This is a genomic window from Paraburkholderia haematera (genome assembly GCF_905220975.1).
Classification (GTDB): Bacteria; Pseudomonadota; Gammaproteobacteria; order Burkholderiales; family Burkholderiaceae; genus Paraburkholderia; species Paraburkholderia haematera.
In genome coordinates this window covers 1-16,752 of sequence record NZ_CAJNBK010000038.1, presented here as the reverse complement: position 1 = coordinate 16,752, position 16,752 = coordinate 1, and the positions used below count along the sequence as shown (strand labels likewise).

Below are 16,752 nucleotides of genomic sequence, written 5' to 3'. Positions count from 1 at the left end.
GCAAAATGAGCAACTTGAGCGCGAATACCGAATTCCCCCTCTTCGTCTCAGCCGGCGACATCCTCACCGATCTCGTGCGGACCGGCGCCTCGCAATGGCTCTCGCGTCCTGGCGGTGCCGGCTGGAATGTCGCGCGCTGCGTGGCGCGGCTCGGTTTGCCGACGGCGTGTGCCGGGTCGCTAGGCGTCGACAACTTCTCCGACGACCTGTGGAACGCGAGCGTTGCCGCGGGGCTCGACATGCGCTTCATGCAGCGCGTGGCGCGGCCGCCCCTGCTGGCGATCGTTCATCGGACCCATCCGCCTGCGTACTTTTTCATGGGTGAGAACGGCGCCGATCTGGCGTTCGATCCGGCGCGCTTGCCGGCTGGCTGGATCGGGCAGGTGAAATGGGCGCATTTCGGTTGCATCAGCCTGGTGCGTCAGCCGCTTGGCGACACACTTGCCGCGTTGGCAGCCGAATTGCGCGCGCGCGGCGTGAAGATCAGTTTCGATCCGAATTACCGGAACCTGATGGAGCACGGGTACGAGCCCACGTTGCGAAAGATGGCTGCGCTGGCCGACCTGATCAAGGTGTCGGACGAGGATTTGCGCATGCTCTTCAAGACGGACGACGAGGCCGGCGCGCTTGCCCAGCTACGGGCCATGAATCCCGTGGCCACCGTGCTGGTGACACGCGGACCGGAGACGTCCATGTTGATCGACGGCGCCACGGTCGTCGAGGCTCGGCCGCCTCGGGTCGAAGTGGTCGATACCGTGGGTGCGGGGGATGCGTCTATCGGCGGCCTGCTGTTCAGCCTGATGGCCGCGCCGCAGCGGGCGTGGCCGGAGCACCTGGCCTTTTCTCTCGCCGCCGGCGCGGCGGCTTGCCGCCACGCGGGCGCCCATGCGCCTTCATTGGATGAAGTTGTCGCGCTGCTGTAGTTTTTTTGTCTTGTGCGACGCGTATTGTTGTAGGCACCGGTTGTAGACATCGGTTGTAGACATCGAGCGCCGCGCAGGCAAAAAACCGGAGTTCGATCATCGTGCTAGGATGAAAAAACCCAACCCTTTGGAACAAGGAGCGTCGCCATGGAGGACATCACCTACACCAAAGGCATCTACACGGCCACCGCGTCGATAAGAGAAGTACAGAGCGACGCGTGGCAGGGCCTGGTCACCCTTTCCCGCGACGAAGGTGAAGCAACCGCCGACCAGGAGACCACGGTCTACGAGGTCGACACCGCCTCGTCCACGCCGGAGGAAGCGCTCGAAGAAGCCAAGGCCCTCGCCCACCGTATCCTTGGGGAAATCGAACTCTAGGCAAGCCGGCGCCGTGTCCATGACGCGGCGCCACCTCTGAATCAACCGGCTGGAGGCGACCATGGCTGAACAGCTCTTCCTCTACGGCGTGTACTCGATTCACGTCCGCCCTCTCGAACTCAACGGCGCACGCTGGGACGCGGAATACGAAATCCGGCATCGCGAGAAAGCCGTCAAGCCGTGGACCACCGTAGGCGGCGACAATGGCTACGGGGACGAAGCCGAAGCCATCGCCGCAGCGCACCAGCAAGCCGTCGACGACATCGAACACGGCGCCGGCATTCCGAAGCCGCGGGCTTTTCCGTAGTCGCAAAACAGATACATCGGTCGGCACGCTCGCGCGAGGCGGCGTGCTACGCTTTGCGCGTTTTCATATTGACGAGCACGCGATGGCCACCGAACAGTCAGACCGCCTTCCCGGCATCGGCGACGACGAAACGCCGGCGCATAAACGTCGCGCGCGCGGCAGCCGGGAATTGCGCCTGGACGATCGCGTAGTGATCGCGCACGGCATGCCGACGCCGCTCTGGCAGGATCTCTATCACCGCGCGCTCGTCGTGCGCTGGCCGACGTTTTTCGTCTCGCTCGGGGTCCTGTTTCTGCTGCTCAACACCGTGTTTGCCGCGCTCTACATGGTCGGCCACGCACCGATCGCCAATCAGTTTCCATCCGGCTTTGGCGGCGCGTTTTTCTTCAGCGTCGAAACGCTTGCGACGGTGGGCTATGGCGACATGCACCCGCAAACGGTCTACGCCCACTGGATCGCGACGCTGGAGATCTTTGTCGGCATGTCCAGCATCGCGTTGGCGACCGGGCTGATCTTCGCGCGCTTCTCACGCCCGCACGCCAAGATCATGTTCGCCCGCTACGCGGTCGTGCGGCCGCTCGAGGGCCGCATGACGCTGATGGTGCGCGCCGCCAACGCACGTCAGAACGTGATCGCCGAAGCGCGTGCGAAGCTGCGCATCATGCGGCTGGAGACCACCGCCGAAGGTTTTACGCTGCGCAAACTCTACGATCTGACGCTGGTGCGCGACCAGCATCCCGTGTTCAAACTAGGCTGGGTCCTGATGCACACCATCGACGAAAGCAGCCCGCTGTTCGGCGAAACCGCCGAAACGCTCAAGGGCCGCGACATGTCGCTGCTGCTCACGCTCGAAGGGGTCGACGAATCGACCTCGCAAACCATGCAGGCGCGCTACACGTGGCCCTGCGAGCAGATCCGCTGGCAACACCGGTTCGTCGACATCATGCGCGAGGAAGATGGCGTGAGTCACATCGATTACTCGCATTTCAACGAGGTCGTGCCACTCGACTCCGCGCCGGTCGCCGCGTCTACGGCGAAAGCGTCCGCGACTTAGGCCACGCAGCATCGGCCGGGCTGCGCTTGAGAGACAGCGCAGCTCGACTACGTAGCGCCGATTGCGCAGTTCGCACTACGCGATCGGACCGTCCAGTTCGGCGCGGCTGCACGAATCATGCCGCGACGCATGCCGAAGTACCGCGCCTCCCTCCTCTCGCCCGCTCAGAACTTGTGGCGAATCCCCACCACGCCCACCACCTGCGTGTTCGTGCTCGACGGATTGCTGATCCCTTCAACGGCCGCCACCGCATTCGACGACGAGCGCTGATAGATCGCGTTCACATACAGGTCGGTGCGCTTGGACAGGAAGTACTGCACGCCCGCGCTGGTTTGCAGGTAGTGCACGCTCGGCTTCGCGCTTTGCGTCGTATGAACCTGCGTGTACGTTTCGCCGATGGCAAACATCACAGCCGGTGTGAAGCGATAGCGGAAACTGCCTTCGTAGTTGTTGAAGCGCTGCGATGCGCCCGTCTGCAAATTGAACAGCGAGGTCGTGTACAGCATGCCGAAGGTCGCGTTGCCGAATTCGTACGTGCCGGCCGCGCCCCAGATCTGCTGCTTCGTGATGCCCTTCAGGAACGTGTAGTAGTTGTCCGACGGAATCGCGCCGGTCGTGTCGAGCGCCGGGTTATCGAGAACCACATAAGCCACGCCCAGGCGCACCGGACCCTGCGCATACGTGCCGCCGACGCTCCAGGTACGATTTGCTGCGAAGTTGGTCGCATTGGAGAAACCGTACATCGCATTGCCCTGGAAGCCCGCGAAAGTCGGCGTCACGTATTTCACCGAATTGTCGGTGCGAAACGTGTTGTTCAGGTCGTCGGTATCGAACGGATGCAGCGCGTACTGCGTCAGCGACGTGCTTGCGCCGATCTGCAACGGCGCCAGCGAATCCTGCGCGGCGTTGTACTGGCGGCCCATCGTGAAGGTCCCCCAGCGCTGGTTCGACACACCCACCCACGCCTGACGCCCGAACATGCGGCCATTCGCGCTCGCCGTGCCAGTCTCGATGTTGAAGCCGTTCTCCAGTTTGAAGATCGCCGAGGTGCCGCCGCCGAGATCCTCCGTGCCCACCATGCCCCAGCGCGTACCCTGTTCGTTGCCGCCGGTCGCCTGCCAGGTCGAACTGCCTTTCTGGTTGCTCGTGTACGTAATGCCGGAGTCGACGATACCGTACAGCGTCACGCTCGACTGCGCCGCAGCGTTGCCACTCAGCACCGCGCCGATCCCCGCGAGCGCCATGGTCATCCCCAAACCTTTCCTGTTCATCTGCATTTCCTTGTTGTGAGTGTGTGAGTCGGTCCCGTCGAAGCCGGCTGTTGTCCGAACGCTTCGATCATTTGTTTTAATGAATAAAACAACGTATTGTTTATTATTCGAAATGCAAAATTGCCTGGTCAAGGCGTCGCAAAAATGCTGGTTTGCCCGCATTGACGATCAACCTCGGCGCTGGGGGTTTTACTGAGCAACACGGCGCAAATCCTTGCCCAGAAAGGATTTCAAAATAGACGACCCAGACAGCAAGGCTTTCGCCGAGTCACTTGACCGGCAATGACGTTCGTCGTTAAATATTAATACGTTGTTTTATTTAATAAAACGCACAAGCCACTGACTCTGGCTACGACGGCCTTCAAAGCGCGTCGGCCACTCGAAAGGAATTTGTTTTGACGCCCGATAGCAACACTTTTGCAGCGCCCGCAAGCGCGCCGTTCTTCATCGCGGAACCGACTGCGGCTTTCCTGCCGATCCTGTTCGATTCACCGCACAGCGGCATCGCGCTGCCGGCCGACTTCGGCACGTCCGCGCCGGCCGCCGCGATTCGTACCTCGTGGGATGCGTTCGTCGACGAACTGTGGGCCGGCGTGCCGGCGCAAGGCGGTGTACTGATCGGCGCGCATTTCCCGCGCGCCTACATCGACCCGAACCGCGCGATCACCGACATCGATGCGCAACTGCTCGCCGAGCCGTGGCCCGAACCGCTCGCACCGGAGAAGTACACGTTGCGCGGCATGGGCCTGATCCGGCGCGACGCCTTGCCGAACGTGCCGATGTACGACCGCAAGCTGTCGGTCGCCGAAGTGCGGCATCGCATCGACGCGTACTACCGCCCCTATCGCGCGGCGCTCAGTGCGGCCGCCGAGCGCGCTTACGCGCAGCACGGCGCGCTGTGGCACGTCGACTGTCATTCGATGAAATCGCGCGGCAACGAGATGAATGTCGACGCAGGCGCTGCGCGCCCCGACTTCGTCATCAGCGACCGCCGCGGTACCACCGCGGATCCCGCCTTTACGCAATGGGTGGCGGACTATTTCAGCGGCGCGGGCTATCGCGTCCAGATGAACGAGCCGTATCAGGGTGGCGATCTGCTCGCGGCCGTCAGCGATCCCGCGCGGCGCAGACACAGCATCCAGATCGAACTGAATCGCGGGCTGTATATGGACGAAGCCGCGTTCGTCAAAAGCACCGGCTTCGACACGCTCAAGCGCGACCTCGACGCCTTCGTCGCCGCGCTCGCCGAGTACGTCCGCGCCCAACTTGCCGCGCCGCGCCCGGCTTGATGAAGCACCCCCGGAAGCAACCCCGGAAGCACCGAAGGAAGGAACAACCGTGAACTACATCGTCGATTCCGTCGACAGTGCGCTCAAATTGCTGAGCCACGTGGCCGAGCATCCTGGCCTCGGCGTCACCGAGCTCGCCAATCAGCTCGGCATCAACAAATCGCGCGCTTACCGCATGCTGTGCACGCTCGAACTGCATCGCTTCGTTGTGCAGGACACGCGCGCCTCGACCTACTCGCTCGGTCCGCAGGCCTTCGTGATCGGCGTCGCGGCCGCGCAGCAGAACACGCTGGTGCGCTCGGCGCAAAAGCACATGCTCGTGCTCAATCAGGCGATCAACGAAAACGTCGTGCTGCGTGTGCGCGAAGGGCTGGAAACGGTGTGCGTCGCGCGTTGCGAAAGCACGCACGAGATGCGCACCATCGGCGCGGTAGGCAACCGTCGCCCGCTCAACAGCGGCGCGTCCGGCAAGATCCTGCTCGCGTTCGCACCTGACGCCGTCAAGACCGAATACCTCGCACGCCTGAAGAAACTGCCGCAGCCACCGGATCTGATGAAGCTCGTCGACGAACTCGATGCGATCGCGCGCAGAAGCTATGCGGTCAGCGTGGGCGAAGTCACGGCCGGCGCGGTAGCGATCTCGGTGCCGGTGCGCGACGTTACCGGCGCAACGGTGGCCGCGATCAGCGTCTCGGGGCCGGAAATGCGTATCAGCCGGATCGAGATTCCCGATTACCTCGAACGTTTGCAAGCGTGCAGCCGCACGATTTCCGCCGAGCTCGGCTATACCGCGCCGCAGATGAACCCACTGCCGGCATGACAGGAACCCGCCCATGACCACGCTCACGCCACCTGTGCCACCCGCCGCGCCCACCGCCGACGACGATCAATCGCCGGGCAGCCATCCCGGCAGCGGCAGCGATGAAAAGAAGCCCCACGGCAAGATGTTGCATCCGGTGGTGATGATGATCTGGGTCGTGCTCGCCGCCGTGGCGATGACCTACCTGATCGACGCCGGCCGCTTCGAGCGCCACGACAAGCTGGTCGTGCCGGGCACCTATCAGGTGGTGCCGAAGAGCCATAACCTCGCCACGCTGGTCGCGCCGAGCGTCACAAAAAGCACGCCCGAGCAAGCGGCGCCCGCGAGCCTCGTGTCGGCGTTCGTCGCGGTGCCCAATGGCCTCATCAAGAACGCACCGCTGATCTTCATGGTGATGTTCGTCGGCGGCATGTTCGGCGTGATGCGTAAAACGGGCGTGGTGGATGCGGGGATCGACCGGCTGCTGCAACTCACCGCGGGCAACGTCTATGTACTAGCGCCGCTGCTGATGGTGCTGATCGGCCTCGGCAGCACGCTGCTTGGCTTCATCTCCGAATACCTCGTGATCATTCCGATGGTGATGGTGCTGGCGCGGCGGCTCGGTTTGTCGAACCTGTTCGCGGTGGGGCTCGTCGCGATTGCCGCGAAGATCGGCTATATCGCCTCGGTGACCAATCCGCTCTCGCTCGCCGTCGCGCAGCCGATCGTCGGCGTGCCGCTGTTTAGCGGTATCGCGATGCGGATCGGCGTGTTCGTGGTGTTCCTGACGCTGGGCATTCTGTATCTGCTGGCCCATGTCCGCTTGAGCGGCTACCGGCTGGCCGCCGCACGCGCGACGCTCGACCAGCATCCTCACTCGAAGCTCTCGGGCCGCCACAAGGCGACGCTGATCGTGCTGACGGTCGCCGCCGCGATGCTGGTGATCGGCACGCGTGATTTGCATTGGGGCAACGTGGAGTTGTCCGCGTTCTACGTGTTCATTAGCATCGTGACGGCGGCCGTGGGCAGGCTCGATTCGCGCAGCGCGGCCGACGCTTTCGTCGACGGAATGAAGGGGATGATTCTCGCCGGCTTGCTGATCGGACTCGCCGCATCCGTTGAACTGATTCTGCAGAACAGTCTGGTGCTCGACACGCTGATCGAACATTTCACGCGGCTCGCGCGCGGCCAATCGGCGGTGTGGGTGGCGAACGGCTTGATGGCCGTGCAGATGGTGCTCGACGTGTTCATTCCGTCCGTGTCCGGCAAGGCCGCGGTCAGCATGCCGATCATCGGACCGATCGCGCAGCTGTCCGGCGTCAGCGGACAGACCTCGGTACTCGCCTTCGTCCTCGGCGGCGGCTTGACGAACATGGTGACGCCAACCTCCGGGATGCTGCTCGCGTATCTCGCCACCGCGCGGGTCGGCTTCGGCCAGTGGATCAGGTTCATCCTGCCCTTGTTCGTGGTGCTGCTGTTGCTGTCGGGCGGCGCGCTCGCGCTGGCGGTGTGGACTGGATATTGAAGCGGAACCGGTCGCGTCGGGCGCGACCCCGCAGCGCGGCATTGACCCGTGCCTTGCGCCGGCACTAGCCGCCCAGCCGCCTTTCACGAGGCCAGCTGGGCGGGTGAAAAAAGTCACTCCTGCCGTCGCGCCACGCACCAGGGCATACCCGAATCCGTCCGCCGCGTGGCAGATCCATCTCAAAACTTCATTAAAACGCGCGGCCCGTCGCGCGCATTCGCTATTCGCGCGATCAAGTAGAAAAAATCCACTCCAATCGGCGCTAAAAAATAGAGTCTCTTTCGCCGCGTCACCTTTTGTGGTCCCCACCCACGGCGCGCGGATGCAAAACAATGGAGACTCACCCATGACCGCTCGCCTGCCCATTGACGGCACGCCCGCTCTCGCCGACTACAAGCTGTCCGATAACCTCACCGCCACGCGCGGCCGGATCTTCCTGACCGGCACCCAGGCGCTGGTGCGCCTTGCGCTGATGCAGCGCGCTGCCGACCGCGCGCACGGCATGAACACCGCCGGCTTCATCAGCGGCTATCGCGGTTCGCCGCTCGGCATGGTCGACCAACAGTTGTGGAAGGCGAAGAAACTGCTCACGGCGAGTGATATTCGCTTTTTGCCGGCGATCAACGAAGAACTGGGCGGCACCGCCGTGCTCGGTACGCAGCGGGTGGAATCGGACCCCGAGCGCACCGTCGAAGGCGTGTTCGCGATGTGGTACGGCAAGGGCCCCGGCGTGGATCGCGCGGGCGATGCGCTGAAGCACGGCAACGCGTACGGCTCGTCACCGCACGGTGGCGTGCTGGTGGTGGCGGGCGACGACCACGGCTGCGTGTCGTCGTCGATGCCGCATCAGAGCGACTTCGCCTTGATGGCTTGGCACATGCCGGTGGTGAATCCGTCGAACATTGCCGACATGCTCGAATTCGGCCTGTATGGCTGGGCGCTGTCGCGCTTCTCGGGTGCGTGGGTCGGCTACAAGGCGATCTCCGAAACGGTCGAATCCGGTTCGACCGTCGACCTCGATACGCTGCAAACCGAATGGGCGATTCCACAGGATTTTGAAGGCCCCGCCGGCGGCCTGCATAACCGCTGGCCCGATCTGCCCAGCCTGACAATCGAATCGCGGATGCACGCGAAGCTCGACGCGGTCCGTCATTTCGCGCGCACCAACAGCATCGACAAATGGATCGCGCCGAGTCCGCATGCGAACGTGGGTATCGTGACGTGCGGCAAGGCACATCTGGACCTGATGGAAACGCTGCGCCGGCTCGATCTGACGGTCGCCGATCTGGAAGCGGCCGGCGTGCGGATCTACAAGGTCGGTTTGTCGTTTCCGCTGGAAATGACGCGCATCGACGCGTTCGTTTCCGGTTTGTCCGAAGTGCTCGTGATCGAGGAGAAGGGTCCGGTCATCGAGCAACAGATCAAAGACTATCTGTACAACCGCACGCAAGGCACGCGGCCGATCGTGGTCGGCAAGAACGCCGAAGACGGCACGTTGCTGTTGTCGTCGCTGGGTGAGTTGCGGCCGTCGCGCATTCTTCCGGTGTTCGCGAACTGGCTCGCCAGGCACAAGCCGGCGCTCGATCGCCGCGAGCGTGTGGTCGATCTGGTCGCGCCGCAAATCCTCTCGAATGCTGCGGATAGCGTAAAACGTACGCCGTATTTCTGCTCGGGCTGCCCGCACAACACGTCGACCAAAGTGCCTGAAGGTTCGATCGCGCATGCCGGGATTGGCTGTCACTTCATGGCGTCGTGGATGGAGCGCGACACCACCGGCCTGATTCAGATGGGCGGTGAAGGCGTCGACTGGGCCTCGCATTCAATGTTCACGAAAACGCGCCATGTCTTCCAGAATCTCGGCGACGGCACCTACTTTCATTCGGGCATTCTCGCGATCCGCCAGGCGGTGGCCGCAAACACCACCATCACATACAAGATTCTCTATAACGATGCAGTCGCGATGACGGGCGGCCAGCCTGTCGACGGCAGCATCTCGGTCCCGCAGATCGCGCGTCAGGTGGAAGCCGAAGGCGTGTCGCGCTTCGTCGTGGTCAGCGACGAGCCGGAAAAATACGACGGTCACCACGATCTCTTTCCGAAGGGCACGACGTTCCACCATCGCAGTGAAATGGATACCGTGCAACGGGAATTGCGCGATACCGACGGTGTCACTGTGCTGATCTATGACCAGACCTGTGCTGCCGAAAAACGGCGTCGCAGGAAAAAAGGCGAGTTTCCCGATCCGGACAAACGGCTCTTCATCAATGAGGAAGTCTGCGAAGGCTGCGGCGATTGCGGCGTGCAGTCGAATTGCCTGTCGGTCGAACCGGTTGAGACCGCGTTGGGACGCAAGCGCCGCATCGATCAATCTTCGTGCAATAAAGACTATTCCTGCGTGAATGGCTTCTGCCCGAGTTTCGTCACGGTGGAAGGCGGCAAGCTGAAGAAAGCCGCAGGCGCCGCGTTCGATCCGGCCGCGCTCGCTGCGCGCGTCGACGCCCTGCCGATTCCCGCGACGCACCTCGACGCTGCGCCGTACGACATTCTGGTGACCGGCGTGGGCGGCACAGGCGTCGTGACAGTCGGCGCACTGATCAGCATGGCCGCGCATCTGGAAGGCAAGAGCGCGTCGGTGCTCGACTTCATGGGCTTCGCGCAAAAGGGCGGCTCGGTGCTGTCGTTCGTACGCTTTGCCGCACGTGACGAGTGGCTCAATCAGGTGCGCATCGACACGCAACAAGCCGACGTGCTGCTCGCATGCGATATGGTGGTGGGCGCGAGCGCCGACGCCTTGCAAACGGTGCGTCATGGCCGCACGCGCATCGTCGTGAACACGCACGCCATTCCGAACGCGACCTTTGTGCAGAACCCGGACGCGACGCTTCACGCCGACGCATTGATCGACAAGATGCGCCACGCGGCGGGCGAGGACCGCATGTCGACGTGCGACGCCCAGGCGCTCGCCACGCGTTTTCTCGGCGACACGATCGGCGCGAACATTCTGATGCTCGGTTATGCCTGGCAACTCGGCCTCGTGCCGGTGTCGTTCGCCGCGATGATGCGCGCGATCGAATTGAACAACGTCGCGGTGCAGATGAATCAGCTGGCGTTTTCGATCGGGCGTGTGGCGGCGGAAGACCCGGCCGCCCTGGAATCGCTGTGGCAGGCACGGCATCTGGCGAAGCAGGCGGTGCGCGTCGATACGCTCGACGAACTGACCGCGCATCGCGAGGGCCGTCTCCAGACGTACGGCGGCGCGAGCTATGTGAAGCGTTATCGCGCGCTGGTCGATGCGGCGCGTCGTGCCGAAACCGCGGTCGACGCAAAGAGCGAACGCATCACGCGGGCAGTGGCGACGACGTTCTATCGTCTGCTCGCGGTGAAGGACGAATATGAAGTCGCGCGCCTGTATACGGACGCGGCTTTCCGCGAAGCACTGGAGACGCAATTCGAAGGTGTCGCGGGCAAGGACTTCGGCATCAAGTTCAACCTCGCACCGCCGACGCTGACGCGCGGGCAGCCTGGCATCAATCCGAGCAAGAAGACTTTCGGTCAATGGATGTGGCCGGTGCTCGGCGTGATGGCGAAATTCAGCAGTCTGCGTGGCACGATGCTCGATCCGTTCGGGCGCACGCTGGAACGCAAGATGGAGCGCGAACTTGCCGACGACTACGAAACCACAATGCAACGCGCGTTCTCGACGCTCAACGCGGACACGCTCGAAGACGTCGCGAAGCTCGCCGATCTGCATGCGCGTGTACGCGGTTATGGTCACGTGAAGCTGGCAAATCTGGCCGGTGTGAAGCGCGGCGAGCGCGATCTCGCGGCACGCTTGCAGATCGAAGCGGCGACGGGCGCTTCGGTGAAGAAGTCGCTGGAAGAGGTGAAGGGCGCCGGGCAGTTGCGCGGCATCCCGGTGGTCGTCGCGAAGTAAATCTTTCGCTGCGTGGATGAGAAATGCCGCTTCGGGTTGAACCTCGAAGCGGCATTTTTTTGCCTGATGGTTGGGCTATGCGTGGCGTTCAGCAGCGCTGATTTTTTGAGCGATAGTTTTATTGCGCGTTGCGTCCGATGGAGCGGGTCGTTTCTCGATGATCTAGCTTCGCGTTGCGTCCAGGATGGCTCTCACCTGCGCGACTTTCGTCGCATCGACGGGTGCAAGACCGTTGCCGCCAACGCGTACGCCCGAACCGAAGTGAACCGCTTGAACTTGCGTCGCGCTCACGAAGCCAGCGACCGCGTCGACGGTCAAACCCGCGCCTGCCAACACCGTACAGTGTGAGCCGGCCGCTTGCCGTACGAGATCGCTCATGATCGATTCCGCCTGCAGTACCGAAGGTTTTCCGCCTGAAGTCAGGACGTTCGTCACGGCATCGAAACCGAGCAGCACGTCGAGCGATTTTTGCAGATCGCGCGTTTCGTCGAACGCTCGGTGGAAGGTGATGGGCAGCCCATCGGCCGCATCGATTGCGCGCGCGAGGCCTTCGTGATCGATCTCGCCGTCGGCCGTCAGCATGCCGATCACTACAGCGTTCGCGCCGGCCGCTTTGACTGCACGCACGTCGCGCAGCATCACGGCGTAGTCGTCGGCGTCGTAGACGAAGGAGCGGCTATGCGGCCGCACGATCACGTTGACCGGTACGCCGGCCGCCGGAACGCCGGCCGCGGAGATCTCAACGGCTGCGACCACCGCTTCGATCAGCCCAATGCTCGGCGTGAGCCCCCCCTCGCCCATCGCGGTGACGAGTTCAAGGCGATTCGCACCCGCCTGTACGGCAAGCCGGGCGTCGGCAACGGTCGTGGCGATGACTTCGAGTAGGACTGACATAAGCGCGGCCGGGTGTCGTTAAAAACGACATGATCTCAGAACCGCCGCGCGCCCTCTAAATCTGAGCCACCAGAACCGCTAATTCACGCTGCCAGTCGGACCGTCCGGATCGCTATTTCTCGACCCAGTCGATCCTTAACCGGGGAGCCACTGGTCGCTGTCCCAGCCGAACCATCAGAGCCGCTATTCCTCGACCCAATCGATATCGCCGCACAGCACGCACGTCTGGTCACCGACACGCGTCGCCACCGACAGCGTCACGCACGGCAACGCCTCGTTGATCGACAGATACGGGCGCGTCACATGTACGCGTTCCGGCGCGCTGATCGCCGCGCGGAAATACGGACGACGCAGCCAGTTCGCCCCTTGCGCATCGGCAAGCGGCAAAAAGCGCGTTTCATGCGCCGCGCGATCGGCGCGCAACACGACGTTGCGGCCCGCCTGCCTGCCCTTCGCGTCGAGCAGGAAGCAGCGCGCCGCATGGTCGAGCGCGAGAAAATTCCAGCACACTTCCTCGAGCGGTTCGCCGGCGGCGAGCCGCTCAGCAGCACGCTCGAACGCCCGCAGGTACGGGGCGAGCCGGCTTGCATTGCGGCGCTCGCGCGCTTCGGCCTGATCGCGATAGCGGTCGGTGACTTCGCTGATGCAAGTCATGGCTTGCGCCGCGTCGGCCGGGCCGGGATTCGGTCTGCCGAAGAAAAAACCCTGTACGAAGTCCGCGTCGCAGGCGAGCGCCATCTGCGCTTCATGCTCCGTTTCGACGCCTTCGATCAGCACGAGCTTGCCCGCTTCGTGCAGCAACGCCACCAGCCCCGGCAGGATCGTCGCCATATCCGCACGATGCGCGGCGTGCGACAGCATGATGCGGTCGAGCTTCACGATATCGGGATTCAATTGCCAGATCCGTTCGACATTCGAGTGGCCCGCACCGAAGTCGTCGAGTGCGATCAGGAAGCCGCGCTCACGGAACTGGCGCACCGCGTCGGCGAGACGTTCGAGATCTTCCGCGCGTTGTTCGAGCACCTCGAGCACGATCCGCCGCGGCGGCAGGTCGAGCCGCCGGAGGCTGGCCAGCAAAGCGGCGGCGAGATAGGGATCGGTGAGCGCGCCGGGATGGACATTCAGAAACAGCCATTCGCGCTCCGCGCCAAGCACCTTGAAGTTCTCCAGATGCAAGGTCTGGGCGAGCCGGTCGACTTGCAGCACGTCGCCCAGACGCGCCGCATCGCCGAAAACGTCGAGCGGCGACACGGGCCGGTCGAGCGCGTCGTGCGCGCGCAGCAGCCCCTCGTAGCCGACCGCCCGCATATGCGACAGGCTGAAAATCGGTTGAAATACGCTGGTCAACGTCAGCTCGCCGTGCTGCGCCGAAAAACGTTCGAGCCCCGACGTCACCTCGACATCGAAACCATGCGGCGCGCTGGCCGTCCTTTCCTGTTGCGCAATCGTCATGCAATCCTCTCACGCGAGAGCCGGGCCGGTCCGAACGCGGAAGCGAACAACCTCGGCACCGATTCCCAAAATGTGCGTCATCGATATCTCTTAAGCAAGCTCCGTGCGCACGCTGGCGCACATTCGAATGAAATTTGCGTGTCTGCTTGCACCGGCGACAGGGGCCATGCGCCGCCCGCGGGCGTGACACGCACCTTTTATGTGCATCACCTTACCGGGGGCGTTTGCCAGGTGCGCGCGTCAGGGTCTTGCAGGGTTAACGATGACGCGCTGCCTCGCCGGGCTAAACTTCGGCCTTGCGCCTCAAGCACGCCTCTTGGCCGAGTTGCGACGGCATCGTCGTCATTCGCCGAGGAGGCACCGTTATATCTTCAGAAATAGACCGATGGAAATTGTCTTTACCGTACTGATTCTTTTGCTGGCTGTCGCCGCTTCCGGCGTCGTTGTCCGGATGCTGCCGATTGCCTTGCCGCTGCCGCTGGTCCAGATCGCGATTGGCGCATTGCTCGCGTGGCCGAGGCTCGGGCTGCACGTCACCTTCGATCCGGAAATATTCATGATGCTGTTCATTCCGCCGCTGCTGTTCGCGGATGGATGGCGTATTCCCAAGCGCGAATTGTTCATGGCGCGCCGCTCCATTCTGATGCTTGCACTCGGCCTGGTTTTCATGACGGTGCTGGCAGTCGGCTACTTCGTCCATGCGCTGGTGCCGTCGATCTCGCTGCCGGTGGCATTCGCGCTGGCCGCGGTGCTGTCGCCGACTGATGCGGTGGCCCTTTCCGGCATTGTCGGCAAAGGCAAGATTCCTGGGCGGCTGATGCATTTCCTTGAAGGCGAGGCGCTGATGAACGACGCGTCGGGCCTGGTCGCGCTGAAGTTCGCGATTGCCGCAGCGCTGACAGGTGTGTTTTCGCTGCGCGACGCGTCGATCAGCTTCGTGATCATCGCCCTGGGCGGTCTTGCGACGGGCGCCGCGGTGAGCTGGGTGTTCAGCTTTGTGTCGGCGCGTTTTCTGAGTCTCACCGAAGAAGGCGATCCCGCGCCGGGCGTGGTGATGACGCTGTTGATTCCGTTCGCCGCGTATCTGATCGCCGAGCGTTTCGGGTGGTCGGGCATTCTGGCCGCGGTCTCGGCCGGCATGATGATGAACTACGCGAGCATTGTGAACGTCGGGCCGGTGTCGTCGCGCGTGCGTGCGAACAGCACGTGGACGATGATCGAGTTCGTCTTCAACGGCATGGTGTTCATTCTGTTGGGTCTGCAGTTTCCGCACATTCTCGGCCGTGCGCTGCTCGACGCGCACGAGACCAGCAACGTGCAGGTGTGGCTGCTGATCGGTTACATCGCCGCGGTGGCGGCGGCGCTTTACGCGCTGCGCTTCGTGTGGGTATGGCTGCTGCGCTGGTTCGCGAGCCGTGGCGCGGCGAAGCACGGTGTGGCGAACGCCGTGCCCGGATTGCGCACGGTGACAGTGATGACGGTGGCCGGCGTGCGTGGCGCGGTGACGCTGGCGGGCGTGTTGTCGCTGCCCGAGGTGTTGCCGGGGGGCACACCGCTGCCGGGACGGGATTTGGCGATTTTCATTGCATCGGGGGTGATTCTTTTATCGCTGCTGGTGGCGGTGGTGGCGTTGCCCTTGTTGTTGATGGGTTGGCGGCGGAGCAAGGATCCGCATGCCGCGGAGGAAGCACTGGCGCGCACGACGGCGGCGCAAGCGGCGATTCGCGCGGTCGACGAGGTGCACGATGCTGAGTGTGCGGATCTTGATGAGTCGGCATCGGCTTATGCTGCGGATGTCACCGCGAGAGTGATGGATGTGTATCGGCGCCGGCTCGCCACGCTCGATGAGGAGCAGGAGCCACGTGAGATGGCGCGCCGTGCCGATGCGCTTGAGTTTCGAATGAAATTGGCCGCGATGCGGGCTGAGCGGAAGGCGCTGCTGGCGATGCGAAGTTCGCAGGAGATTAATGATGAGACTTTGAATAAGCTCATGCGGGAGGTGGATTTGGCGGAGACCGCGTTGACTGTTCGGAGGAAGTGAAGGGTTGTTTTTTGGTTGCCTGCGTGGCGCTTTTTTTGTTTGCCTGCGGGGTTGGCCTTTCCTTGAATTCTTATCGGTTTATTAGCGTTGCCCCTGTGCGGGGCGGCACCTACTTTTCTTTGCCTGCCGCAAAGAAAAGTAGGCAAAAGAAAGCGGCTCACACCGCTAATTTTTAAGCGGGTCCCCCGGCTCGGAGGGGGTAGTGGTGCATCTGGAATCTGTGTTCTCGCACATTCAGCGTCAGTGACAAAGCAGTCATGCTTCCCGCCTCGCACTACGCGCTCGCCGGAAGAGCTCATCGGAAACACGGGGCTTCGCTTGGACGTGGAGGGGGCCATCGGCTACGCCTCGGCGAATTGCCAACACACCCGACGTTCCGTAATGGCCCCGCCCCCCAGACATAGCTAACGGCATACGAAGTGCGACGTGCACTGAAAACGGCAAGCAACCTTTCGAAGTGTCATAGGCATCGAATACCCCAGGCAGTTTAGTTCGGTACCCTGAGTATCAAATACGGCAGGCCGTTTGGCGAAGTGCCGCGAGCAGCAGGTACAGCCGGCAGCTTTATGAAGTGCAACTTGTATTGCACAACGCAGGCGGCTTTAATAAGTTTTGCTAAGCGTATAAAATGGCGGACGGTCCAATGAAGTACCGCGTCGGCGCGCGCAGCGCCGCCGGAGGTATGACGGCCTTGTCACTAAGGCTGAATGTGCGAGAACACGGATTCCAGACGCACCACTACCGCGACTGCGCGAGGGACCCGCTTATGAGCTTGCGGTTTGAGCCGCTTTCTTTTGCCTACTTGTATATTCCCTCCTGTGGCGTCGACCCGATCAGTTGTCGCCACATGGACAGTCAGCTCGTCTGCCTAGAGTGCCTCGAGCC

At 62.9% G+C, this 16,752-nt stretch carries 12 protein-coding genes; 9 read left to right on the top strand and 3 right to left on the bottom strand.

Going from position 1 to position 16,752, the window contains the following annotated elements; translation table 11 throughout:
* The first annotated feature begins 5 nt into the window (after nucleotides 1-5).
* The 4 genes from KHO23_RS32670 (at nucleotide 6) to KHO23_RS32655 (ending at nucleotide 2,662) form a co-directional block, all read left to right on the top strand.
* Nucleotides 6-923: a carbohydrate kinase family protein gene (locus tag KHO23_RS32670; protein ID WP_211616928.1), complete on the top strand. Its 918-nt coding sequence runs from the start codon at nucleotides 6-8 to the stop codon at nucleotides 921-923.
* 147 nt (nucleotides 924-1,070) lie between these two features.
* A complete protein-coding gene (locus tag KHO23_RS32665) occupies nucleotides 1,071-1,301 on the top strand; it encodes a hypothetical protein (protein WP_211616926.1) in 231 nt (76 codons plus the stop codon).
* A 61-nt stretch (nucleotides 1,302-1,362) separates the two neighbouring features.
* Entirely contained in the window at nucleotides 1,363-1,608 is a 246-nt protein-coding gene (locus KHO23_RS32660) for a hypothetical protein (RefSeq protein ID WP_211616924.1), read from the top strand.
* An 82-nt stretch (nucleotides 1,609-1,690) separates the two neighbouring features.
* Nucleotides 1,691-2,662, top strand: coding sequence for an ion channel (locus tag KHO23_RS32655; protein ID WP_211616921.1), 972 nt, complete (start codon nucleotides 1,691-1,693; stop codon nucleotides 2,660-2,662).
* 164 nt (nucleotides 2,663-2,826) lie between these two features.
* On the opposite strand, the gene KHO23_RS32650 is transcribed toward KHO23_RS32655, so the two are convergent.
* Entirely contained in the window at nucleotides 2,827-3,933 is a 1,107-nt protein-coding gene (locus tag KHO23_RS32650) for a porin (protein WP_211616919.1), read from the bottom strand.
* A gap of 395 nt (nucleotides 3,934-4,328) precedes the next feature.
* Here KHO23_RS32650 and KHO23_RS32645 point away from each other — a divergent pair, with 395 nt between their 5' ends.
* The 4 genes from KHO23_RS32645 to KHO23_RS32630 all read left to right on the top strand — a co-directional run bounded on the left by KHO23_RS32645 (nucleotide 4,329) and on the right by KHO23_RS32630 (nucleotide 11,480).
* On the top strand, nucleotides 4,329-5,222 hold the full coding sequence (locus KHO23_RS32645) for an N-formylglutamate amidohydrolase (protein ID WP_211616917.1): 894 nt from the start codon (nucleotides 4,329-4,331) through the stop codon (nucleotides 5,220-5,222).
* Nucleotides 5,223-5,271: 49 nt separating this feature from the next.
* The gene (locus KHO23_RS32640; protein ID WP_211616915.1) at nucleotides 5,272-6,042 is read left to right on the top strand and encodes an IclR family transcriptional regulator; all 771 of its coding nucleotides are present in this window, start codon (nucleotides 5,272-5,274) and stop codon (nucleotides 6,040-6,042) included.
* A 13-nt stretch (nucleotides 6,043-6,055) separates the two neighbouring features.
* Nucleotides 6,056-7,546, top strand: a complete 1,491-nt coding sequence (locus KHO23_RS32635) for a YfcC family protein (protein ID WP_211616913.1) — start codon at nucleotides 6,056-6,058, stop codon at nucleotides 7,544-7,546.
* A 346-nt stretch (nucleotides 7,547-7,892) separates the two neighbouring features.
* Nucleotides 7,893-11,480 (top strand): indolepyruvate ferredoxin oxidoreductase family protein, encoded by a 3,588-nt coding sequence (locus KHO23_RS32630; protein ID WP_211616911.1) that lies wholly within the window; start codon nucleotides 7,893-7,895, stop codon nucleotides 11,478-11,480.
* A gap of 162 nt (nucleotides 11,481-11,642) precedes the next feature.
* Here KHO23_RS32630 and KHO23_RS32625 read toward each other — a convergent pair whose 3' ends face one another.
* Together KHO23_RS32625 and KHO23_RS32620 are read right to left on the bottom strand one after the other, a co-directional pair.
* Nucleotides 11,643-12,374 carry a copper homeostasis protein CutC gene (locus tag KHO23_RS32625; RefSeq protein ID WP_211616909.1) on the bottom strand — a complete coding sequence of 244 codons (732 nt, stop codon included), beginning with the start codon at nucleotides 12,372-12,374 and terminating at the stop codon, nucleotides 11,643-11,645.
* A gap of 183 nt (nucleotides 12,375-12,557) precedes the next feature.
* Nucleotides 12,558-13,826, bottom strand: a complete 1,269-nt coding sequence (locus KHO23_RS32620; RefSeq protein ID WP_211616907.1) for a sensor domain-containing phosphodiesterase — start codon at nucleotides 13,824-13,826, stop codon at nucleotides 12,558-12,560.
* 385 nt (nucleotides 13,827-14,211) lie between these two features.
* Between KHO23_RS32620 and KHO23_RS32615 the strand changes: the two genes are divergently transcribed.
* Complete coding sequence (locus KHO23_RS32615) at nucleotides 14,212-15,867, top strand: Na+/H+ antiporter (protein ID WP_211616905.1); 1,656 nt, start codon at nucleotides 14,212-14,214, stop codon at nucleotides 15,865-15,867.
* Nucleotides 15,868-16,752 lie beyond the last annotated feature (885 nt).